Origin of the sequence: Maribacter cobaltidurans, assembly GCF_002269385.1 — a bacterium.
Lineage (GTDB): Bacteria > Bacteroidota > Bacteroidia > Flavobacteriales > Flavobacteriaceae > Maribacter > Maribacter cobaltidurans.
The window spans coordinates 3457423-3478804 of sequence record NZ_CP022957.1; the positions used below are offsets into that span (position 1 = coordinate 3457423).

Genomic DNA, 21382 nt, shown 5'->3' on the forward strand with positions numbered 1-21382 from the left:
CTATGTTTCAAATTTAATGCGGAAAAGAGTTGTTTTTTAGCTCAGTTCTTTGTTAGCAAATCGTTTTTTATTATTCTACCAATTTCCTTTTTCATATAAATCCAAAAATGAGGATGCTGACAAATTAAAAAAGTCTACCAAAAAGTGAGCCAATATAATCCATCGCAAACTGTCAGTTTTCTTATAAACCAGTCCCCAAATTATTCCCATAATGAATGTTGAAATTATTACTGTTATTCCACTATTCAATTCTGAATTCACACCGAAAACCGCGTGATTAAGAGCAAATACTAAACTTGTAAAAATTATTGCAATCCAATTTGACCAGTTTTTTGTGTAGTCCAAAAGTAGTCCACGCCAATAAAATTCCTCAAGCCAAGGGTTAATTAGAGCTAATAAAATCCAAGGTAACCAGACTTGCCAAATGTCTAATGTTTCGTAATGCATTAAAAATAATGGAAGTGGAAGTATTCCAATAAACAAAGCCAAAATGTTCCAACCGAATGAACCTTTTGATTTTTGCAACCATTTTTTTCTTGTTTCCTTTTCAGTATATCTCAAAATAAAAAACAGAAAAAGACACCATTCAATTAAGATTATTGGTATAAAAGCCCATTTTCCAATAATATTCCCGAACAGAAAGGCAATTCCGAAGTTAATTGCAATAATCAAAAATGGTGATGCAAGAACTATTTGTTTTTTTGTTAAATTCATTCAGGATTGGTTTTTGTCAAATGTTTGCTAACGTGTTTGTGTATGGTTAGTTGCGTGTTTTAAGCACTAAATTTAGCAAATAAAAACGGAATAGAAAATCCGCGAGGATTTTCGTAAGTAGGCGAGAACCAAGCAATTAACTATACACGGTGTTCTATGCAGTTTTTTATCCGCTGTTTCTTCTTTTAAATTTCTCATATTCTTTTTCCACGAAACTTTTTCCAGGTTCCCAAAGTGAAATAATCCGACCAACTTCGTCAAATACCTTTGCATTGTTCCTTTCGCTAATTGTTTTCATTGCTTGGTAACTACTCCTGAAATTTCTAATTCTTTCACAGGCTTTTTCGAGTTCAAAAAAAGTAACTGGTGTTTTCTGTTCTCGCAATCTCATATAGTTAATTAAAATCTGACTGTTTTTTTGATTCGGCTTATTGAACCAAACAGGCACTTTTTTATAGATTTTTGCTAATTCGAGTTCTTTTGAAGTTCCGTTATAATTGTCCGAACTATTTTGAGGACTTTGTACATAAATTGTCCGTTGAATTTCTGTTTGGGTTGAATCGTATATTTTAATCTTAAAATCCTCCAAAACTTTTTCGACCACGCTTTCGCTGTGTTCTCTTAAAAGTTTGTTTTTTAGTTCAGTTTTTAAATATTCCGCATACTCGGTTGTCGTGATTTCGTTTTTGAGATTTTCAACTGTTTGGTTTTCCTTTATTGTCTCAATTTTCTTTTGGATATAGCGCTCAATATTTTCATAACTGAAAGTTTCTTTTTGAAAAAGATTGATGAAATTCAAACCTTTCGGATTGTTTTTTTTGAACGAAATTCTTTCTAAAAGTTCGGATTGGTTTGAACCGACCAAAGAGCCGTCAACAAATATTTTGATTTCATTTCCGATTAAGATTCCAAAGTTCAGGCGTAACATTCGCATATAAGACGAAAGTTGGTTTTGATAATTTGGATTTTTCAAATCGGCAGAAGGATTTTTAACTTCAATTACGAACAGGTTTGTGTCGTCAGATTTTATTATGATATCAGGCGTAATTCTGTTGGATGCTCCTAATTGTATGTTTTCTCGAACCGAAATTTCTCGTTTAAAATGACTCCAGCCTAACTTTTCAAATGCTTGAATTACTTTAAGTTCAAAAACTTGTTCAGATGCGTTGGAAGGAATACTTTCCGAAAGTATAAAACATAGTTCATTCCATTTTTCCATATTCTGTATTTTTTTCTTTAATGTTCGAGTGTTCGTTTAAATTGCATAGAACGGTCTCGGCTATGAACAGTTGCGTGTGTTAGCACGGACTTTTGCAAGTACACAACAAGCTGAAAATTCCGCAGGAATTTTCAGGATATACCTGTAATAGCAATTGTTTATAGCCATTGTTGGCATTTCGTTATTTTTTTAATCCGAGAGTTTCCAATATTTCTGTCGGTTGGTCTATCTTTTTTAGTTTTTTCTCTAAATCTCTGCTTTTACTGTCTCTTAGTCCTTTCATTTTATCTGTAAGTCGTAAGGCTAAACTTAGTAATTCGCTTTTCTCTTGCAAATCAGTCGTATTTTTTAATTCCGAGTTAAGATGATTAATTGCGATTACATATGCATTATACAAATGTTTCTTTTTGGTCTTATAAACTGTCTCGCTAAGAAGCATCGACCCAGCTTTATCTTCAACTACATATAATTTCTCAACAGTTTTCTTTTCCCGTTCGTATTCTTTTGATTGGTCATTGACTTTTTTTGTCAGAGCAAATTTTTCTTTTTCTATTCTTTTAATTCGTTCTGCCTCTTTCTTTTCAGCCAAACGCTTTTCTTTCAGTAATTTTCTTTTTTCTTCTTCTTTCTTGGCCTTTTCTATTTCTTTTTGTTGAGTTAATTCCTTTTCTTCTTGTGTTGGTATTCTCTTGCCTAACTCATACAATTCTTTAGACTTAATAGTTCCGTCCTCTTTATATTCAATCCATTCGCCATCCTTTTCGCCATTTATTAAAAAACCTTTTACTTCCAAATAACCAGATTTACTCCATCCTAAATATTGGCCATCAATCTGTTCATTTTCGTTTATAACATATTCAGCGAATTTATTGCCATTTTCATAATATTCGTAACTCTTTCCAATTTGCAAAATCTGCTTTTCTTGTCCATTAGGGAAGTAAATAGTATTACTAACGAGTTTGTCATTTTTATATATTTGTTTGAACTCTAAATATCGTTTGCCATCTTTACTAAAATTATATCTCAGTTGTTCGCCATTCAATTTTCCGTTTTTATAGTTTGAAACTGTAGATATTTTACCCAAACTATTTATTCCGCCATAGGTTACTGAAGCTTCATTGGCACCTAAATAGGTTGTCGATTTTCCATTCAGTTTATTATTGGTATAACTTCTTTGTTCTAACAAATTTCCATATTCATCGTACAATTTATAATATCCATTGATAGTCGGTGTGTTCGGTTTTACTTGATATACTTCTTTTAATTTGGTTTTTGAATATGGGTCATAATATGTTTTTACCAAAGATTGAGAGTAAATAAAGTTAGATAAGAATAAAAGTAGCAATGTAATTTTTTTCATAATTTTTATTTTATTGATTTGCAGGGTTTTTGAAATACGTTATCGAAAGCTTTTTCCATTTGCTCTCTGATTATTTTAGAACTATTTTTCATTTTATGAATTATCACAATCCATTTCCAGTTTTTATAGGGTTCTTGGTTTATATTTATTCCATTGACTTTGTCTTCAATTTTTAAGCAAACCTTGTAATTCGGTTCGTTACTTTTTCTTGTTGACTTGTATTTTTCATTCGAAAGATGACTTAGAAGTCTTTTTTTGGTAAAATAGGAATGACCTCTGTAAATAGCTTTTAATCCTCTAAATTCAAATAGGCATTTATTTTCTTCAAATTGTTGGTCGGCTAATATGATATAAAAACCCCTACCGTAATAAGCTTTATCCAAGTCATCTTCTGTTTCTACATTTATAATCTGAATGTCGCTATCTGGTTTTAAGTAGTGATAGTTTCTAAAATATTCTTTTAAATCTTTTTCGATTGATTTTGATGTGTTTTCCATCAAAGAAGTATATTTTGTAATTCTATCTTTCAATTTGAAGTTCGGTTATAATGAATGCCAACGTTCTCGGCTATGAGTAGTTGCGTGGTTTAGCGATTAACTTTGCAAGTACACACCAAACTGAAAATCCGCGAGGATTTTCAGAAGTAGGCGGTAACAAGCAATTACTTATAGCCATTGTGCCTGTTGCACAAGTTAAGAAAAAAACGGTCTTGATCATTGCCGTTCGGTAGATCGATCGTAACTTTAGGTATGCAGGGAAAAAAGGATTACCAGGAAAAACTGTTCGCACATTTCCAGTTGAGCGAGCGTATACCCGAGAACAATTTCTACAGGCGTTTGAAAGGGGCTTTGGACCTTGACTTTCTCTACCCTTTGACCAAGGGGTATTATGGCGAAAGCGGCCAGAAGAGCATCGACCCGGTGGTCTTCTTCAAACTGTGCCTTGTGGGCTATCTGGAGAACATTATCAGCGACCGCAAGCTGATCGACCATTGTTCGATGCGCTTGGACGTCCTTTACTTTATCGGCTACGATATCGACGAGGAGCTGCCATGGCATTCTACGATAAGCCGTACGCGCCAACTGTTCCCGGAAAGTGTGTTCGAGGAAGTCTTCACCAAGGTTTTGAGTATGTGCGCGGACAAGGGTATGGTCAGCGGGCATACCCAGGCGATCGACAGTGCGCCGGTAAAGGCGAACGCGAGCATGGATACCTTGGAACTGAAGGTACCGGAGGAAGAGCTGCAAGAACACCTGCGGAAGGTGCGGGTCCTTAGTTCGATGGATAAAGAAGTGCCCCACCGCAAGAGCAAGGGCGACAGGTCCGATAAAGGACAACGAAGTGTTACCGCCAACGCCAATGAGCTCTCCGCCATAAAGGGCCGCAACAAGAAGTGGGCGAAGGACCAGGACCAACGGCCGGGGGCCGGTAACAAGGGGGCCAAGTATACCAGTAACAAAACACATTACAGCCCCACGGACCCCGATGCGCGTATAAGCGTAAAACCGGGCAAGGCGAGAAAGCTGAACTACCTGGGCCAACTGAGCGTTGATACGGCCCACCACGTCATTACGGACATCAGGGCCTACCATGCGGACGGGAAGGACAACCAACACCTCCCGGACATCGTAAAGCGCGTAAAACGCAGGCTCTGGAAAGAAGGCCTGGTATGGGAGAACTGCGTAGCGGACACCGGTTACAGCAGTGGGGAGAACTACGCCTTTCTGGAAGCCCGGGGACTGAAGAGCTTCATCCCGCCCCATGGCACGTACAAGGGTGGTCCGGACGGGTTCACCTATAACAATACGGAAGATCATTATATCTGTCCACAGGGCAAGGTGATACCATTTACCAAAGTGTTTTTGGATTACCGCACCAAGACAAAGAAGAAGGAGTACCGCGCAAGAAAGCATGTCTGCCTTGGCTGTCCCTTACGGGCACGGTGCCTGGGCAAAAGCGCACAGGAAAAGAAGTTCACCGTTACCTATTACCGGGCCGAGTACGAAAGGAACATTGCCCGGGTCGAGGGCCCACAGGGCAGGTATATGAAGGGCAAACGGCAGAGCACGGTCGAGCCCGTTTTCGGCACCCTTACCCAGTTTATGGGGCTCAGGAAGATAAATACCATAGGATTGAAACAGGCCAACAAGGCGATGCACCTCTCGGCAATCGCGTACAACCTGAAAAAATACCTGAAATTCGACCAAAAACGTTCCATCCCGATAGCTATCGGGAGCGGGGCGGGGAAACTTGCTTTGTTATTTTTTATAAAAAACGGGTGCCAAGAACTTGAAAGAACACTTGTAGGGTTGCCCAAAAATCTAGATTGCCCGGTCGTCCTAAAAATAAAAAGCCCCTAAAAAGGGCTTAAAAGAGGTCTCTTTTTTGCTGTTCAAGGGCTTGCGCAACGGTTACCATTGTTGTGGTGTCGTTTTTTTATTCTTTTGATAATTTATATTCTGTTGGATTTAACCCGTGTTTTTCTAGTGATTTTTTAAAAAGTTCGGTGTGGAATTTTTCGTATTCGTTTATAGTCAAATCAATTTTACTCGATGTATGAATTGAAGCAACTTTATCCATATTTGGTTCGGTTTTTGGATTATCCCAAGGAATTATGAAGCCACTAAAGGAAATTTCTTTAATTATTTTGCTAAAAACGAATAAAAATTTGAATATATATTTAGGTTGATTATTTCTGTCAAATACTATTTGTGTATGACCACAAACTTTATTTCCCATATTATCAATAGAATTGTCAACTAATGCTAATTTAGTATTATTTTCGTTTTCGAATTTTGTGATAAATTCAATAAAATTAGGAAATTCTTCTACTGAAGAAATATTCTTTTTATTGGTTATGTCTTCTTTATTAGGTTCATTTTTATCATTTGGAATAATTTTTTTGCCAACTTCAGTATTCATTTTATCTTTTGGAATAAATGAGCCTATTTTAAAAAAGGATAGAAGCATAGGGTCAAAAACATCTTTATCATAGGTTGTGAATATTAATGTTGTTTTATCTAAAAGTTTGTACCATTTTGCATTTTTGTTTTTAATAGAAAATTCATAAGGATTAAATGATGATGAATTATATCCACGATAAGATGGCATCCAAGTTAATTCATCACTATCATTTGCTTTTTTGAGATTTCCTTTTATTTCGCCATCAACTTCTAAATCTCCATTTTTATGAAATAAATATTTGTTTTTATATGTAAAATATCCTTTTTGGATTAACTCATCTCCATATTTTAAAACTCTTTTTTTGAAAGTCATTTTTGAAATGAAATTGTAAGCAAGGTTAACTTGCTCTTTCTCTTTTTTTGAACTATTTGAGGAAATGATGCCATCTTCAATATCCCCAATTATTATGGTTCGAGTAATTTTATTTTGAGAAAGATGATGAAGAGCAAACAATATTCTAGTGTTTGATGAAAAGTTTATTGTTGTAGTTTCTGCTTTAAACTCAATTGTTTCAATATCCGCATAATTTATTGTCGTGTTAGGAAAAACACATTTGTCAGGGTAAAATTTAATAGATTGCACTATTAAAGGATTATCTGCCGTTGGAATGTATAAGTGTTCATTTTTCTTTTTCTCAACTTTGGCTTTTTGTTCTTTTATAAAACTTTTAGCTTGAGAAAAAAGATTAGTTTTCTTTTTGTTTAACCATTCTCCGCAATGCTTACATTTAATAGCATCGTCTTGAATTAATTCTGAACAATAAGGACATTTTTTCATCTTTGGTCGGTTAGTTTAATTTTTTTCGGTTGGTTGTAAAATGCACCACAACGGTCTCGGCTATGAGTAGTTGCGTGGTTTAGCACTTAACTTAGCAAGTACACACCAAACTGAAAATCTGCGAGGATTTTCAGAAGTAGGCGAGAACAAGCAATTACTTATAGCCATTGTTGTAAGCCGTTTTTTATTTAATTTTTATTTTGTCCAGTAAATTCTTTAGTCTTTCGAGAAGTTCATCGTATAATACAAATTCAATGTCTTTTAGACTTTCTCGAAGGTTTTTAAAGTGATTAAGCTTTTTCGTTGTATTCAGCTCTTTTGTTGAACCTGCTACAATTATTACTCTTGGATTAATGATGTTAACATCAATTCCTTCTTCACTTTCTGTTTCAGTTTCTTCCTTAATTGCTTTTGTATAGCTAATTGCATTTTCCTTTGATTTTTGTAAATAATCAGTTGCTTGTGCGATTACCATAGAAACATCTTTTGTCCAATACCAAGTTTTATGACTTGAATCGTATTGAATTAAAGGCGTACTACTTTTTTTAAGTTCATAAAAGTCAATGTATCCATAAATATCAACCAAAACCAAATCAGGATATTTTGTTATTCCTGTAGCAATATTTTTATAGTTGATTTTATGTGCGTATCGTGTGTCAAAAAGTGTAATGTATTCATCAAAAAATTTCTGCCAAGAACTTTCTGGTGGATTTTCCTTTAACAAAGATTCATATTTAGCAATGATTTCTTGAAGTGTTAAGATTTGAGCATTTTTTTGAAGACCAAATGTCATTCTTTTGACTAAATCTGCTCTTTTATATTTTTTCGAAGCATCAACATAAAAATCCCCAATTTTTTCAATGTCATCAGCTGTTAGTTGGTCAATTAGTTTTTGATTAAGGTTTCTTAAAATCAGTTTTTTGTTATTATTTGTCTCTTTATAGTCAAAAGCGATTTCAGGAAATATATCCACTAAAAAATTTTTAATTAGAATTTTTTTAGTGTCATTACAAGCTCTTTGTTCTTGATTTGTACTTGAAATTAATGCCGAAAGGTCATTTAGATTTAGAAAAAGGGTTTTTCTAACTTTTTTAGACTCAATTTCTTCAGATATTATGATTTTATTTATTCGCTTATCATCGAATTGATACCTAAAAAAACTGTTTACAGTATTGTCACTAAATCCATAACCAAATGAACTAAACAGATAAGGAATTTCTTCAAAATCTCTTAATTCAATTTGTTTTATAGTTTGTCCATCGTAGTCGAAAAAATAATCTTTTCCTTTTTGTTCATAGATTTTAACGAATTCCTTTTCTTCATCTTCTTTGTGTTGACGATATACGACTTTTTTATCTCCAACTTTTTCTTCGAAGAGGATTAACTTTTTAGTTTCTTGGAATTGTTCTTTCATATGTTGGTTTTCTCAAATGGCTTACAACGGTCTTGTATATGAAAAGTAGCGGATTTTTAGCACTAACTTTTCGGATTTTTACAGACCTTTAATTTATTCATTTTCTTTCGATTAAGCGATTAAACCGCTATTTTTTATATACGTTGTTGTACGCTGGCTTTTTTCTGTTTCAGTTTGTCATTCAGCGTTGGCAAAGACATACTCTTTTGCAATTTTTGGCTGTGTGTTGGCTGAAGCGAATTGCAAATGTGTATGGCTTTTAGCGTTGGCTCTCCATCCGCTTAAATTTTTCCTTATAATAACTCAAATCATTATAAACTCCGTTGTCTAAAATTCTCCAGTATTTCCATCCGTTTATACTTGTTTTCGTTATCGCTCTTCCAGCTCCGCTTGGAAAAGGAAAAGTTTTTATTTCGTTATCGATTTCGAATGTTATGGCTCCTTCCTTGTCTAAAGTGCCAATTATTTCATTATTAGGTGATGAATAGACTTTGGTTCCACTTTTAATAATTCCTGCGTTTATAATCATTTTTAAGGTTATGTCTGGTACTTCTTTGTATGTCATATTTTAATCTTTAACGGCAAAACGAATTCGATACAATTGTTTCAAAGAATTTTTAATGGGTTCGTAATATTCAGAAATCCCATATATTTCCATTAATGCGTTCTCAAAAGCAATTCTATCTTCTGATTCCAATTCTTGTACCAATGGTAATCTGTTACGTTGCATAATTGGGCTAAACAATTCCGCTATTTGGTTTTTTTCCTCTTGTGATAAAATATTTGGGTTAAGAATTTTAAAGTCTCTTTCAAATTTCGTTGCTCGTAAATCCAATGCGCCCAAGCCACGACCAAAACCAAAACTTTCAATCAAGAACAGACTTGCAGTACTATTTAAAAGTGCTAAGAATAATGTTTTGTTTTCCTCTTGGTACTCGTCTCTTATTGAAAAGCCAATCATTCTTTGGTCTATAAATGAACGATTTTCAAATTTTGCGATGAAAAGGCTTTTGTCATAATTTACATTAGCTACAAAGTCAGCCATATTTTCGGTTGACATTTCATACCAATTCATATTTGGTTTTGCTAAAACTTCAGGTAAAGGTCTATTCGTCCCATTTCGTTGGTTTTCAAATGACCTAATCCAAGCAATAGCACCATTGTGTCCTAAATTTTCAAGTTCCTCAATACTACGTGAACAACAAAATGCTTCAGCGTTTGGAACGCATTCTAAATTGGTGGTATCTCTCAAATGTTTAAGGACTGGCTTAATATATTCTTCCTCTATATTGTGACCTGATGCAGGATAAAACATAGGATTCCAACCACGCCTTTCACCTCGCGTAAAATGGAAAATATCACTAGTATTAATAAAACTGTCTCTAACATTTTCCACCCAAATTAGATTAGAAAAATAGCCTGACCAAGGAATCCCAAAATCTTCAAAAGAATTTATTTGTGCAATTGAATATCTATTAATGGTTAAATTTTCAGATTCAACATTGACAATTATATTGTCACTTAAAGTCCTGATGTCATCAATTTCTTCTAGCTTATTCTTTAAAGTACAAAATGAGATTTCACTATCATTCGAGGTAGGTGTTTGCGGGTCTTTTTTTGACGCAACTAAAATTGTTGTTACAACATCTGCATTATCAAACCATTTCCCTTTACCAGAGATTACTACTAATTCAATTTTGAAGAATTTTTGGAAAAGCTCTAAAAATATTTCTCCATAATCGGTACCCAACCAAGCATTTGATAAAATAAGACCAATTTTACCATTTTCGGATAAAAATTGATGAAGATAGAAAGGGATGTATGCGAAAATATCGCTTTTTCCACTTAATGTGTCCGTTGTATCTGCTTCTTCTTTTATCCAATCATTTATATCAACTATATGTGGATTCAAGACTTTCATTTCCTTACTCTTAATAAATGGTAAATTGGAAACAACATAATCTACGGTTGGGAATTCCTTTTCAACTAGTTCCCCATTATTTGGATTTCTAAATTGTATTGTTTCTCCTTGATTTAGTTCAATTACATCAGAGTTAAAAACATTTATTATTCTGCCAATATTTGAGGGTTTAGCCATTGACAAGGTAGAAAGTTGAATAGGAAACGAATGTTTATCAGATGCCCAAATGGTATTAAGAATCTCATTAGGGTTTATTTCGTATTCTTCTTTTAATTCATAGGCTTGTTTTATAATTGTACCTGTTCCGCAACAAGGGTCAATTACTATTTTTGTTTTGTCATCAATGGTCAGGCGAGTTAATAAATCCGCTAATTTTTTAGGTGTCGAAAATTGACCTGCTACCTTTCTTTTAGCCGTTGCGATAGTACTTTGAAGTAATTGATGAAGAATTTCAATTTCAATAGCCTCAATATTTACAGTTGAAAGGAATTGATTCAATTCTGTCAATTCGCTCCAAGCTGTTTCAGAAATATATTGCTGACCAAGGTTTGGACTGAAAATATTCCAGAAATTACATTTTTGAGAAATAGACGTTAGGATTTCCATTGCATCAACTATTGAAGTTGACCTTTCTATAGTTTCAATTTCTTTTGCTTCGTTAAAATGCCTTTTTAGTATATGTGCAAAAATTATTTTGAAAACCCAATCTGTCAAAACTACCATTGACAAAGTAGCTAGTTTATGTTCAGTTTGAGTTGAAGAAAAACCATATTCACTTGAGGATGAATTCCACCAAAGATTAATTTCTGCATCTAATTGCCGATTGGTTCTAGCTCTTGCTTTTAGTGTGTCAGCAGTATTGTTGGTGTTTTCTAAGACAACATCTATTACTTCATCAATAGACAAAATTTCTTGAGAAGTAACTTCTGGGATTTCTCCCGATTCAAAAAAGTTATTAAGGTCTGCAAGAATTTCATACAACAATTCTTTCCAGAGTTGTTCGTTAGGTTTTACCTCTAATCGAGAATTGATATTAATATCATTCCAACTTTTATGAATTTCAAAGTTTTCCCCATTTCTTACGTAAAGCACAGCACTTTTTACATTCCATAAAAGAAAACTATCTCTTTTTAAAATTTGAGCTTTCTTGATTGCATTACTTATTAGTTCTGCATCATTTATTTGGGTGTCAGGCATTTTTAATTCCCAACCTTGTACAATTATATCTTTTGTCTGGTCTTTAAAAAGTAAAACGTCAGGAAAAAGGCTTTTTTTATTATTGCTTATAGTGCTTTCACCACCAGCACCTTTGAAATGCCAACTTTTATTTGCCAAGAAAACTTCGATTGCACTAATAACGTCAATAGCCCAACTTCTTTCATTATACGTAACTTTCGCCATTGAGAACTTTTGTGTTATAGTTTAACGTATGATATTTTGCTATTGGTTCATTAAATAAACGTAATGTAGATTTTTCAATTTCTTTACTCTTCAAAGTTTCTTGAATTCTATCAGTACAAATTTTAATATAATCTACCTCTTTGACTTTGTGCAAAAGGACATCTTCATTTTTTTCTATTCCAATGAAATTTCTATTTTCAAGGATAGCAGAAAGCAAAAAACTACCACTACCACAAGCATTGTCAAGTACAACGTCTCCAGGTTGTGTAAATGTTCTAATTAAATATCTGCCTAATTCAATTGGCTTTTGAGTCGGATGATAAACAGTTCCTTCTGATTCTGCTGTTTTAACATAGACAAAATCTTCAATAGATTGTTCTTCATAAGCAATCACGTCTGTTGGATATCTATTGCCATTACTTTTCACGTGATTAGACTTAAAGTCTCCATAACTACCTGTAAGTTGGTCTTTTCTGAATCCCTTGTCATATGCTTCACCCTCTGTCATTTGAGGATTATAGTTCGGCTGTTTTTTATAGAAAACACAAATATCTTCGTGCTTTCTCAATGGTTGTTTTTTTGCGTTTAAGAAGTTTGTTGCTTTTGATTTTATCCAAACAATTTTGTATTTGAAATGCTTTTCATTACTTAAAATCAATTTTGCTGTAAAAACACCCTGAGATGTTAATACTATTGCCCCGTTGTCTTTAATTATTCTGTAATATTCAGTCCAAAGCTTATCGAGGTCGATAACTGAATCCCATTTGTTTTGAGTTGTTCCATAAGGTAAATCGCATAAAATCATATCGATACTTTTACTTGGAATTCCCTTCATTTCTTCAAGGCAATCGCCTTGAATTACTTTATTTAAGTATTTATTTAAATTGTTTGGCATATTTTAAAGTTTGAGACTTTCTTGTTTAGCATTAATCTGACGTAGGTATTTGACTTTTTTTTCGGCAACTATCAAAGCATCTGTTGAAGAACTACTTTCGTAAAGTTTTTTTGCAAATAGGTCGCCAAAAAATTCTGTCTTGAGTTCTTCTAAATTCAAATCAAAAACTTGAGCGAGTAGAGTTAAACGTTTTTCGTCAAAATCTCTTTTACCGTTTTCAATCTTGCTCAAATTAGCAGAATCTAAATCAAGTTTTGCTCCGAGTTGGGTTAAAGTAAGTTCTTTCTTTGTCCGCAAATGTCTGATGTATTCACCGAAGGATTGTTTCATTTGACTTGAATTTTTAGACTTGTCATTGTTTGACAAAACTAAGAAAAAATTTTGCAAATTCCAATTCGGGTGGCGGTGGGGAAGTGAAAGCTCTTTTGGTTTTTCAGCGTTGGCTTTGAGCGTTGGGAAAAACCAAATGTGCTTGAACGTGTGGTGGCTCTTTTTTCAGCTTGCGTACAACGGTCTCGTATAACCGTCAGTTACGGGTTTATATGCGTTAATTTTCGGTTAAGCACTGACGTTAGCAATTCCGAGTGGATTCGGACGTAGTCGAATCCGCCGTAATTGTGGTTATACATTGTTGTGCTTTCGTTATTTTTTAATTTCGGTTTCCAAGAGATTAATTATTTCCTTATTCAGTTCGAGACATTTTACATGCCTATCAAGTAATAATAATTTATATACTATCATGTTTTCAATGATATTTTCGAATTCAATGTTTTTTAGCAAATCATTATTGTTTATTTCAAATCCTGATTTAGGAAATCTTATTTTTGTTATTTCTTCGTCATTGGTTTTTTCATCAGAATTTAACCAACTACCATTTTTAATAATGTACCTAATGAAGTCATCAGAAAAGTCAATTACAGATTTTTCTCTGTCTTTTAAAGTTTCAAGTGTTGGTAGCCAAGAAGAAAGTTTGTTTCGTAAAATACCGTTTTTTATTACACCGAGATTACCAGAGTTAATTAAATCCAATAAAAATCCATTTTGAGGATAGTATTTTGGAACGCTTCCAACCGATTGTAGTAAACTATCGATATCGAATGAAGCTTGATATTTACTACCTGTATTATCAAGAATTATAAGACTGTTTTTTTTGATTTCTTCTAACTCTTTAATAGATTTATTTAATTCTGATTGATTATACTCAAAATCAAGTTTAAGGTTCAAAAGTGCATTTCGTTCAAAATCATTTTTATTTAAGGTATCATTATAATTATTCAATTGCAATGCAATCAAAATTCCAATAACCACTAGAATAATCTCACCAATTGCATATTTAAAATACTTTCCAGTTTTTCCTTCTGAAAGTAAATTTTGTCTAATTTTTCTAAAGAATTTTATCATAGGTTAGTGGTTGGTCATAATGAAGCACAACGGTTTGTGTAAGAATAGTAAGGGATTTCGAAGGACTGAACTTTCAATTTATCACTTAGCCAAATTTGCAATTTTTTCTTTAATTAATAGACATGCAAAATTGTAAATTTTGCGGACTTTGTAAAATGCACTTCACTTTGGGATAAGCACTAAAACCCTTATTATTTTTACACTTTGTTACCTGTAGGCTATTTTGTTTCAGTTCCTATTTTTCCGTTGATTTGTTAATTCGTATGAAATTATATACGCCTTTTCCTTCTGCAATTAATTCATCATTCTGAAAGGCTTTCATTTTCGTTACAAGTATTCTATTACCTAACCTAACTATTTTACCTTCCACAATTATTTCAGATGCTTCAGCACCTTTTAAATAATCTATTCTTAAATCAATAGTTACTAATTTATCTTCCAATGACGTAAAGTGAGTGCTTCCTGCAATACCACCAACAGAGTCCATTATTGTAGCAATAATTCCTCCGTGCCACCTGTTTGTTCTCATATCTCCAACAATTTCATCTCTAAAGGGAACTTTAACTTTTACAAACCCTTTTTCAAGTTCCAATAATTTTAGTCCTAAAAATTTATGAACTGGAATACCTTCTTCAATTATTTGTTTAATAAATCCTATGTTTTTTTCTATCATTTATTTTGATTCTAATTATTGTTCTTGGCTTACAGGTAACGGTCTCGGCTATGAGTAGTTGCGTGGGTTAGCACTTAACTTTGCAAGTACACACCAAACTGAAAATCCGCGAGGAATTTCCAAAGTAGGCGAGAACAAGCAATTACTTATAGCCATTGTTGTGTTTTCGTTTTTTTATTCAGTTTGTAAGATATTCAATTCCTTTAATTTTTCTACTTTTTCAAGTCTCAAACTCTTGTGTTTATAATTTGCTCTCTGTTGGTTTATCCATTCGTAAAGTTCTTTATCAAATTCAGATGTTATTTTTTTGTCTCCATATTCCTCTCTGAATAACTCAATAATTTCAATATATTCTTCCCATTTTTTTCTTTTTTTACTTTTTGCAGGAAGTTTTACATTTAGTTTTTTCAACTCTTTTATTTGTTCATCTTTCAATCTGCCATATCTAAAAGTTCTTTTTTGATTATGCAACCATTTAGCAAGTTTGGGATATTCTTTACTGTCTTTTGGCAAATTAGGATTCGATAGTTTTTTCAGCTTTTCAAGATTATTATACCAATTTTGAGTAACGTGCCCCTCTTTTTCCTTTTTAGTTCGAGTACCAATTTCGAAGAATCCTATGTCTTGTAGTTTTTTGATTTTCCAATCTTCTTTAAGACCTTTCGTTCTTATTCTATAAATATAATTCCCAAAATTCTTGTTTGGTTTGTAGTTAGAAGGAACTTCAAAATTTCCGTGTGTCTTTTTGTATTCTAATAATTCTAATATTTTTTGGTCAAATTTGTAAACATCCATATCCCATACTACACCAAGGTCTTCAAGAAGTTCGATTCTCTCCTTTGTTAGGATTTTTCTTTTTTTCTTATAGTTGAACCTTTGGTCATTAAGCCACTTTCCGAGTCCTTTGTATTTTGGGTTTTTGTTATTTTGAGAAACGTTACAATCTCCGAATTCTTTTTTATAGTCTTCTAGTAATGCAAGTTTGTCTAACCAATCATCTACAACTCTGTAATTATTTGGTGTACGTGTCATTACCCATTTAAAACCAATGCTTTCCAACTTTTCAATTTGCCAATCTTTTAGCTTGCCTTTTTTATATTTTCCTCTCTCGAGTGCAACCCAGTTAGAAATGTAAAAAAGAGGATGAGTATTATCTTTATATCTTTTTATATTGCTATCTCCAGTCTCTTTATATATTTCTAAAAGTTGTGTAGCCTTCCCTAAAAATAGGACAGCTTAAAATTAGAATTTTCTAACTTTAAATTTTAACTGTCATATGAAAAAAAGCAAGTTTACCGAGAGCCAGATCATCAAGGCATTAAAAGAGAACGAACAAGGAAGAAGTGTCGGGGACATCTCCCGCGAGATGGGTGTTGACAAGAGCACCTTTTACTATTGGAGGAAGAAGTACGGGGGCATGGAAGTGGCCCATATGAAGCGGCTCAAAGAGCTCGAGGATGAGAACCGCAAGCTCAAACAGATGTACGCCGATGTAAGTCTGGACGTTCGTATGTTAAAGGATGTACTGTCAAAAAAGTTCTAGGGCCTTCCGACAAGAAGCACCGCGCAAAATATCTCCAGGAGGCCTATTCGGTCTGCGTATCGCGTTCCTGCCGGGTAATCGGGCTTGCCCGTTCGATGTGGTACTACCGTACCAAAAAGGACGATACGGAAGTCATCGATGCGTTATCGAGGTTGGCGGAAGAACTGCCGACCAGGGGTTTCGAGGTATATTTTAAACGGCTTCGTCGCGAAGGCCATAAATGGAACAGGAAACGTGTACTTAGGGTCTACAGGAACATGGGTCTAAAGTTGCGCAGAAAACATAAGAAAAGACTCCCGGCAAGGGTAAAGAACCCGTTGGAGGCCCCGATCGAGCTCAACGAGGTATGGAGCATGGACTTCATGGCCGATGTACTGTCCGATGGAAGAAAGGTAAGGGTGTTCAACGTCATGGACGATTGCAACCGTGAGGCACTGGCAATGGACGTTGGCCTGAACTACCCGGCAAGAAAGGTCGTGGAGACCCTTGGGCACCTGGAAGAGGAGATAGGCCTTCCCAAAACGATACGGTGCGACAACGGTCCCGAGTTCATCTCCAAGACCTTGGCGGCATGGTGCAAAAAGAAAAGGGTCGAACTCAGGTTCATCCAACCGGGCAAGCCCATGCAGAATGGATATATGGAACGCCTGAACAGGTTTTACAGGGAGGACGTACTCGATGCATACTGGTTCAACGACCTGCACCAAGTAAGGGCGCTGACCCAAAAATGGAGGGAGGATTACAATACAAGGCATCCCCATTCATCCATCGGGGATATGCCGCCTAGGGAATACAAGAACCGTTTCGGGGAAGAATTCTTCCCCGAAACGGACAACATTAATGATAATTTTATGAATTTAGCGATGTCCTAAGAAGGGGAAGGCTACAGTTGATTGTAGCTATTCATCCATTTTCTATCCCAAAATATTGTATGTCCATCTCCAAAATAGAAATTTATGCTTTTTAATTTTTTGAAATGCTCATCAGGTAATAATTCGGCTTGGTGTAATAATTTTTGTTTCCTATACCATCCATAAAGTGTTCTGTCTTTATAATCTCTCGGAACAGTACAATGTTCATTTTCTGTATAAAAGCGTTCCATTTTTTGGAACATAAAATCCCATTTCTCTAGATATTCATCTGTGATTTTCAATATGGATTTATATTGTTTGACAGGTCTTTTTTCTGTTATTTCAATATTTCCTAAATCTGTAATTTCTGGATTTCTGCCTCTCTTTTTTGATTTGTCGTGAATATTTGAATTATAGTCAGAACCATCAGAAAAAGCTTCTGTCGAAACTCTTTGTTCCTTAATTAACTTTTCTAAATATTCATTCGTTAAAAGTTCAATATTTGGGTCTGTGAAATCTAATAACGTGGAATAGAATTCTTTTAATTGTTTCAAAACTTTTAATCCACTTTTATCGCTATTTGTAAAATCTAAAAGAATTGAAGACTCAACGTTATAGAAAAGTCCTGATTTTGTGAGATTAGATGAGCCAGTTATGATTCTGTTTTTTTCTCCCTCAAACAAATAAACTTTTGGGTGATAGATAAACCTTTCAGAAAAGTAGATGTAAGTTTCAATTTCTAGTTCTAGTAATAATTCTAAAGCTTCTTTAGAAGTAACTCTTTCATCAATTCCGACATAAAAAGTTATGTTTCTGTTTTCATTTTTTGCTTGTTCTAAAAAAGGTTTTAAATAGTCTAAACCGGGTTTTCTCAAAAAAGCAATAAAAAAGGTAATTTGCGTGAATGACTTTTCTTGAATAGCAGAACAAACGTGATTTCCGCACGTTTCATCTTCTTCGAAGTGTAAACCTTGTCCAAGAAATTCTACTATCATTCTTTCACGAATCTTTTTTTAAAATGAAACACAACGTGTTTGTATATGAGCTGTGGCGTGTCTCGGCACAGGCCTTTCCAGATAAAGACCGGCTTTGGAAAATCCGCAGGATTTTCCAAGTGTAGACTGACCAAGCCATAGCTTATATACGGTGTTCTACACCGTTTTTATTCCGCCGACTTTTTGTAAACTAATATATAATCTTTTTCATACTCAATTTTCATTTCCGATTCTGTCAGCTCAATAATTCGGTCAGTTGATGCATCAAGAAAATTACCTTTTTCATCTTTTCGCCATTTTTTATCGGGAAAAAATTTTTGAGTTTGAATTATAATTTGACCTTGCCTTGAGTTTTCTGGAATAACCATTTCATATTCAATTTCATTTGGTGACTTTATTCGCCAAACTCCGTAATCCGAATTTTCAGGTGTAAATATTTTGGTATAAGTTCCGTCTGATTTTATTATTATATCAGGTCCATTTGCATTAAGTGTTATTGGTTTTCCATCAGGCGTATTTCTGTCAAGAGCTATCTTCTTAATCTCTTTTCCATTTTGGTCAAGTGTTTTTACAAACTCCCAATTCCCGACAAGATATTGTTCCGAATTGGTTATATCTATTCTATTATTTTCTTGTCCAAAAGTAATTACAGAAATAAAAAGCGATAATGTAATTAATATTCTCATAGTTTTTTTCAAATGGTGTAGAACTTGTTTATATAGATGTAAAATACATCTATATACCTCCAATATAGGAATAAAACCGATGAAAAGGGTTGTTCATTATTTTAAAGGTCAAAATCATCAAAAGGGTTTTTTATTTTATCCAGACTTGTGGTACTTACATGTGTGTATATCATAGTTGTCTTCGGGCTATTGTGTCCAAGCAGTTCTTGAATAAACCTAAGGTCGGTACCATTTTCCAGTAAATGGGTCGCATGACTGTGCCGTAGGGTATGCAGCGTAATGGATTTTCGTATTCCGGCCTTTTGCAAGGAGCGTTTAAGCACTTGCCGTGCACTTACCGCGGTATACATACCGCCATTTTGGCCCTCGAAAAGATAATTCTCCGGTCCATAGCATTCAATATATTCGGTCAAAAGTACAATCATTCGTACCGGTATGGGCACATACCTGTCTTTTGCCCCTTTTGCTGCTCTAATATGCATGAACCTCCGTTTCCTGTCAATATCCCTTACCTTAAGTTTTAAGGCCTCACCGATTCTTAGCCCACACGAGTATATTAAACTGAGTAATGTTCTATGTTTTAGGTTGGAGGTAAGCCCCAAGATTAATTTTATTTCCTCTATAGCTAAAACATCTGGTAGCCTCCTTGATTTTTTAGGACGTTCCAAGTTTTCGGGTACGAGTAGGGAATTACTTTTATTACGGTAAAAAAGTTTAATGGCATTAATGGCCTGATTCTGATAGGTATAGGAAAACCGTTTTGCCATAATGTAATCGGTATTGAATTTGAATATATCCTTTTCGGTAATGGTATTTATTGCCTTTGGATGTTGAAAACGAAAAAAAAGTAGCAACATGCTTTCATAGGTATTCATAGTGTTTTTACTATAGCGTTTTTGACCCATCCACTTTTTAAATTCTTTTATGTCGTTCAATACATCATTAGATATTTCGCGACCTATGGTTATTGTATTTATGGATCGTTCCATTGCCTTACTTTCCCTTTTGGTCCTAAGTGCGGAGTAATCGATAAAGTAATCCTTGGCCCTAAGATATTTGAACAGGGTATTTGTGACTTCTTTATCGAATGAAAGATAAAAGCTTCGTAGGTCCGTGCTCCAGCAAATACCCTTGAACTCTTTTAAATATTCCTTGAGCTCAAGATTATATTTAAAATTTATTAGAAGAACCTCTTTGCCTTTATGGCTGGCCTTTGAAAAAATTATAACGGGTTTTTGCATGATGGATATGATTTAAATGCAATTTCAATCATTAAAATGATTTAGTCGTATCTTAAGCGAATAATGTTCGCATAGAAATTCACTTAAGTTAATGGAAATGAGATTACAGCATGAATGTGTGTATTGTAAAAAGCCACTTACCGGAAGGACGGATAAGAAATATTGCAACCTGCATTGCAAGAGTGCCTACCAATACCAAAAGGAAAAAGAACGACCGGAAAGGTTCTATAACAAAGTGGACAATCAGCTGAAACTGAACCGGAAGATTTTAAAGGAATATAATAAAGGGGGGAAGGTCACAATCAGGAGTACTGTACTATCGGAAGTGGGATTTGACCCGAACTTTTTTACCCACTATTGGAAAAACCAAAAAGGGGATGTCTACCTTTTCGTTTATGAATATGGATTTTTGAAAAAGAATGAAAATGGGAAGGAAAAATATGTTCTGGTTACTTGGCAAGAGTATATGAACTAGAATTTTAGAAAAAAATCCCTGATGAATTTATTTCTGGTGGTCACTTTAAAGCGGTTCAAGAAGTCAGTATATCATTCAATAAAGAAGAGCCAAACTTTTCTCCTATTGTTTGAAATCCCTGAAATTAGGTGCAATTTTCGAGCAAACTATTTTCATCTATTGTCATCTGTTTTCAGATTTGGAAAGACCGAAAATCATTTGCTATATTGGGCGTCTATGAACGTAATCTGTATCGAAGAAAAAGCATTTTTGACCCTAATTGGGGAAGTAATAAAGTATGTCAAATCCGCAATGGAACCGGATAATTCCGATAAATGGATGGACAAAAAAGAAGCGAAGCGGTTACTGAGAATAAAATCGGATACCACCTTACAAAAATTGCGTGACGAGGGCCAGATAAGGTATTCACAACCCGAAAAAAAGCACATTCTTTACGACCGCGACTCCATCAACGCTTATCTTGAAGCGCATGCCATGGAGCCTTTTGATATCAAATAATTTCTACGTGCACCAATTGAAGCTCAAAAATCTTCGGTCTATACCTTTCCCATTATTGTTCATTCAGAGGCAATCCCTAAAAAACAGGGTTTACCTTGATGCCAAATAACCTATCATCTACTTAGGACATCGACTTGTTCGGCCATGTTCCTGCGGAAGTTCAAAAACCTTCCACTCCAAGACTTCCCGAGCGAACCACTTCACCGGTTCGCATTCGGGGCCTTTCCGTTCCATATTTTTGAACCTCCTCGGCACCGCGCAAAAACCCAAGCGGCGAAAAACCCGCTTGCCTTTTTCTCTCCCTACCCGCAAAATTTTTTTAAGATTTCCCAATTCCGTAATTATTTAGAGACC

19 protein-coding genes and 2 pseudogenes are annotated in these 21382 nt (G+C 34.5%); 4 read left to right on the forward strand and 17 right to left on the reverse strand.

Annotated elements, in window-relative coordinates:
- Positions 1-75: 75 nt before the first annotated feature.
- From CJ263_RS15375 to CJ263_RS15390, 4 genes are all read right to left on the reverse strand, one after another.
- On the reverse strand, positions 76-714 hold the full coding sequence (locus CJ263_RS15375; RefSeq protein WP_094998086.1) for a CPBP family intramembrane glutamic endopeptidase: 639 nt from the start codon (positions 712-714) through the stop codon (positions 76-78).
- Between the two features lie 166 nt (positions 715-880).
- Positions 881-1933, reverse strand: coding sequence for a type I restriction enzyme HsdR N-terminal domain-containing protein (locus CJ263_RS15380; RefSeq protein ID WP_094998087.1), 1053 nt, complete (start codon positions 1931-1933; stop codon positions 881-883).
- A gap of 181 nt (positions 1934-2114) precedes the next feature.
- The gene (locus CJ263_RS15385; protein WP_094998088.1) at positions 2115-3293 is read right to left on the reverse strand and encodes a toxin-antitoxin system YwqK family antitoxin; all 1179 of its coding nucleotides are present in this window, start codon (positions 3291-3293) and stop codon (positions 2115-2117) included.
- 5 nt (positions 3294-3298) lie between these two features.
- Positions 3299-3823: a hypothetical protein gene (locus CJ263_RS15390; RefSeq protein WP_158657177.1), complete on the reverse strand. Its 525-nt coding sequence runs from the start codon at positions 3821-3823 to the stop codon at positions 3299-3301.
- A 219-nt stretch (positions 3824-4042) separates the two neighbouring features.
- On the opposite strand from CJ263_RS15390, the pseudogene CJ263_RS15395 reads away from it, so the two are divergent.
- Positions 4043-5503, forward strand: a pseudogene (locus tag CJ263_RS15395) (IS1182 family transposase); the annotation flags it as partial.
- Positions 5504-5729: 226 nt separating this feature from the next.
- Here the strand turns inward: CJ263_RS15395 and CJ263_RS21285 are convergent.
- From CJ263_RS21285 to CJ263_RS21475, 10 genes and pseudogenes are all read right to left on the reverse strand, one after another.
- The gene (locus CJ263_RS21285; protein WP_094998090.1) at positions 5730-7034 is read right to left on the reverse strand and encodes a zinc ribbon domain-containing protein; all 1305 of its coding nucleotides are present in this window, start codon (positions 7032-7034) and stop codon (positions 5730-5732) included.
- Between the two features lie 184 nt (positions 7035-7218).
- Positions 7219-8448 carry a Shedu immune nuclease family protein gene (locus CJ263_RS15405; RefSeq protein ID WP_094998091.1) on the reverse strand — a complete coding sequence of 410 codons (1230 nt, stop codon included), beginning with the start codon at positions 8446-8448 and terminating at the stop codon, positions 7219-7221.
- 259 nt (positions 8449-8707) lie between these two features.
- Entirely contained in the window at positions 8708-9013 is a 306-nt protein-coding gene (locus tag CJ263_RS15410; RefSeq protein ID WP_094998092.1) for a restriction system modified-DNA reader domain-containing protein, read from the reverse strand.
- A gap of 3 nt (positions 9014-9016) precedes the next feature.
- Positions 9017-11770 carry an N-6 DNA methylase gene (locus CJ263_RS15415; RefSeq protein WP_094998093.1) on the reverse strand — a complete coding sequence of 918 codons (2754 nt, stop codon included), beginning with the start codon at positions 11768-11770 and terminating at the stop codon, positions 9017-9019.
- Positions 11751-12665 carry a DNA-methyltransferase gene (locus CJ263_RS15420; RefSeq protein ID WP_094998094.1) on the reverse strand — a complete coding sequence of 305 codons (915 nt, stop codon included), beginning with the start codon at positions 12663-12665 and terminating at the stop codon, positions 11751-11753. Before CJ263_RS15420 ends, CJ263_RS15415 begins: the two co-directional genes overlap by 20 nt.
- Before the next feature lie 3 nt (positions 12666-12668).
- Positions 12669-12995 (reverse strand): helix-turn-helix domain-containing protein, encoded by a 327-nt coding sequence (locus tag CJ263_RS15425; RefSeq protein WP_094998095.1) that lies wholly within the window; start codon positions 12993-12995, stop codon positions 12669-12671.
- 312 nt (positions 12996-13307) lie between these two features.
- The gene (locus CJ263_RS15430) at positions 13308-14066 is read right to left on the reverse strand and encodes a hypothetical protein (RefSeq protein ID WP_094998096.1); all 759 of its coding nucleotides are present in this window, start codon (positions 14064-14066) and stop codon (positions 13308-13310) included.
- A 235-nt stretch (positions 14067-14301) separates the two neighbouring features.
- Positions 14302-14739 (reverse strand): PaaI family thioesterase, encoded by a 438-nt coding sequence (locus CJ263_RS15435; RefSeq protein WP_028284032.1) that lies wholly within the window; start codon positions 14737-14739, stop codon positions 14302-14304.
- A gap of 174 nt (positions 14740-14913) precedes the next feature.
- Positions 14914-15798, reverse strand: a complete 885-nt coding sequence (locus tag CJ263_RS15445) for a helicase associated domain-containing protein (protein ID WP_094998098.1) — start codon at positions 15796-15798, stop codon at positions 14914-14916.
- A gap of 42 nt (positions 15799-15840) precedes the next feature.
- Positions 15841-15936 (reverse strand): annotated as a pseudogene (locus tag CJ263_RS21475) (hypothetical protein); the annotation flags it as partial.
- Between the two features lie 79 nt (positions 15937-16015).
- Between CJ263_RS21475 and CJ263_RS15450 the strand changes: the two are divergent.
- A protein-coding gene (locus CJ263_RS15450) for an IS3 family transposase (RefSeq protein ID WP_229702482.1) occupies positions 16016-17154 on the forward strand; the annotation gives its coding sequence in 2 pieces (ribosomal slippage) (positions 16016-16277 and positions 16277-17154; 1140 coding nt in all).
- Positions 17155-17165: 11 nt separating this feature from the next.
- On the opposite strand, the gene CJ263_RS15455 is transcribed toward CJ263_RS15450, so the two are convergent.
- The 3 genes from CJ263_RS15455 to CJ263_RS15465 all read right to left on the reverse strand — a co-directional run bounded on the left by CJ263_RS15455 (position 17166) and on the right by CJ263_RS15465 (position 20055).
- Positions 17166-18128 (reverse strand): Helicase associated domain protein, encoded by a 963-nt coding sequence (locus CJ263_RS15455; protein ID WP_094998099.1) that lies wholly within the window; start codon positions 18126-18128, stop codon positions 17166-17168.
- Positions 18129-18295: 167 nt separating this feature from the next.
- On the reverse strand, positions 18296-18814 hold the full coding sequence (locus CJ263_RS15460) for a hypothetical protein (RefSeq protein ID WP_094998100.1): 519 nt from the start codon (positions 18812-18814) through the stop codon (positions 18296-18298).
- A gap of 101 nt (positions 18815-18915) precedes the next feature.
- The gene (locus CJ263_RS15465; RefSeq protein ID WP_094998101.1) at positions 18916-20055 is read right to left on the reverse strand and encodes a tyrosine-type recombinase/integrase; all 1140 of its coding nucleotides are present in this window, start codon (positions 20053-20055) and stop codon (positions 18916-18918) included.
- Positions 20056-20152: 97 nt separating this feature from the next.
- Between CJ263_RS15465 and CJ263_RS15470 the strand changes: the two genes are divergently transcribed.
- Both CJ263_RS15470 and CJ263_RS15475 read left to right on the forward strand, forming a co-directional pair.
- Complete coding sequence (locus CJ263_RS15470; protein ID WP_094999270.1) at positions 20153-20530, forward strand: hypothetical protein; 378 nt, start codon at positions 20153-20155, stop codon at positions 20528-20530.
- 216 nt (positions 20531-20746) lie between these two features.
- Positions 20747-21028 (forward strand): helix-turn-helix domain-containing protein, encoded by a 282-nt coding sequence (locus CJ263_RS15475; protein ID WP_094998102.1) that lies wholly within the window; start codon positions 20747-20749, stop codon positions 21026-21028.
- The last annotated feature ends 354 nt before the right edge of the window (positions 21029-21382 follow it).

Excerpts from the sequence above, each read along its gene's own strand:
- CJ263_RS15420 (WP_094998094.1), bottom strand. The coding sequence starts at position 12,665 with ATGCCAAACAATTTAAATAAATACTTAAATAAAGTAATTCAAGGCGAT.
- CJ263_RS15475 (WP_094998102.1), top strand. The coding sequence starts at position 20,747 with ATGAACGTAATCTGTATCGAAGAAAAAGCATTTTTGACCCTAATTGGG.
- CJ263_RS21285 (WP_094998090.1), bottom strand. The coding sequence starts at position 7,034 with ATGAAAAAATGTCCTTATTGTTCAGAATTAATTCAAGACGATGCTATT.
- CJ263_RS15430 (WP_094998096.1), bottom strand. The coding sequence starts at position 14,066 with ATGATAAAATTCTTTAGAAAAATTAGACAAAATTTACTTTCAGAAGGA.
- CJ263_RS15425 (WP_094998095.1), bottom strand. The coding sequence starts at position 12,995 with ATGAAACAATCCTTCGGTGAATACATCAGACATTTGCGGACAAAGAAA.
- CJ263_RS15470 (WP_094999270.1), top strand. The coding sequence starts at position 20,153 with ATGAGATTACAGCATGAATGTGTGTATTGTAAAAAGCCACTTACCGGA.
- CJ263_RS15410 (WP_094998092.1), bottom strand. The coding sequence starts at position 9,013 with ATGACATACAAAGAAGTACCAGACATAACCTTAAAAATGATTATAAAC.
- CJ263_RS15460 (WP_094998100.1), bottom strand. The coding sequence starts at position 18,814 with ATGAGAATATTAATTACATTATCGCTTTTTATTTCTGTAATTACTTTT.
- CJ263_RS15405 (WP_094998091.1), bottom strand. The coding sequence starts at position 8,448 with ATGAAAGAACAATTCCAAGAAACTAAAAAGTTAATCCTCTTCGAAGAA.
- CJ263_RS15385 (WP_094998088.1), bottom strand. The coding sequence starts at position 3,293 with ATGAAAAAAATTACATTGCTACTTTTATTCTTATCTAACTTTATTTAC.
- CJ263_RS15375 (WP_094998086.1), bottom strand. The coding sequence starts at position 714 with ATGAATTTAACAAAAAAACAAATAGTTCTTGCATCACCATTTTTGATT.
- CJ263_RS15455 (WP_094998099.1), bottom strand. The coding sequence starts at position 18,128 with ATGATAGTAGAATTTCTTGGACAAGGTTTACACTTCGAAGAAGATGAA.
- CJ263_RS15415 (WP_094998093.1), bottom strand. The coding sequence starts at position 11,770 with ATGGCGAAAGTTACGTATAATGAAAGAAGTTGGGCTATTGACGTTATT.
- CJ263_RS15465 (WP_094998101.1), bottom strand. The coding sequence starts at position 20,055 with ATGCAAAAACCCGTTATAATTTTTTCAAAGGCCAGCCATAAAGGCAAA.
- CJ263_RS15435 (WP_028284032.1), bottom strand. The coding sequence starts at position 14,739 with ATGATAGAAAAAAACATAGGATTTATTAAACAAATAATTGAAGAAGGT.
- CJ263_RS15380 (WP_094998087.1), bottom strand. The coding sequence starts at position 1,933 with ATGGAAAAATGGAATGAACTATGTTTTATACTTTCGGAAAGTATTCCT.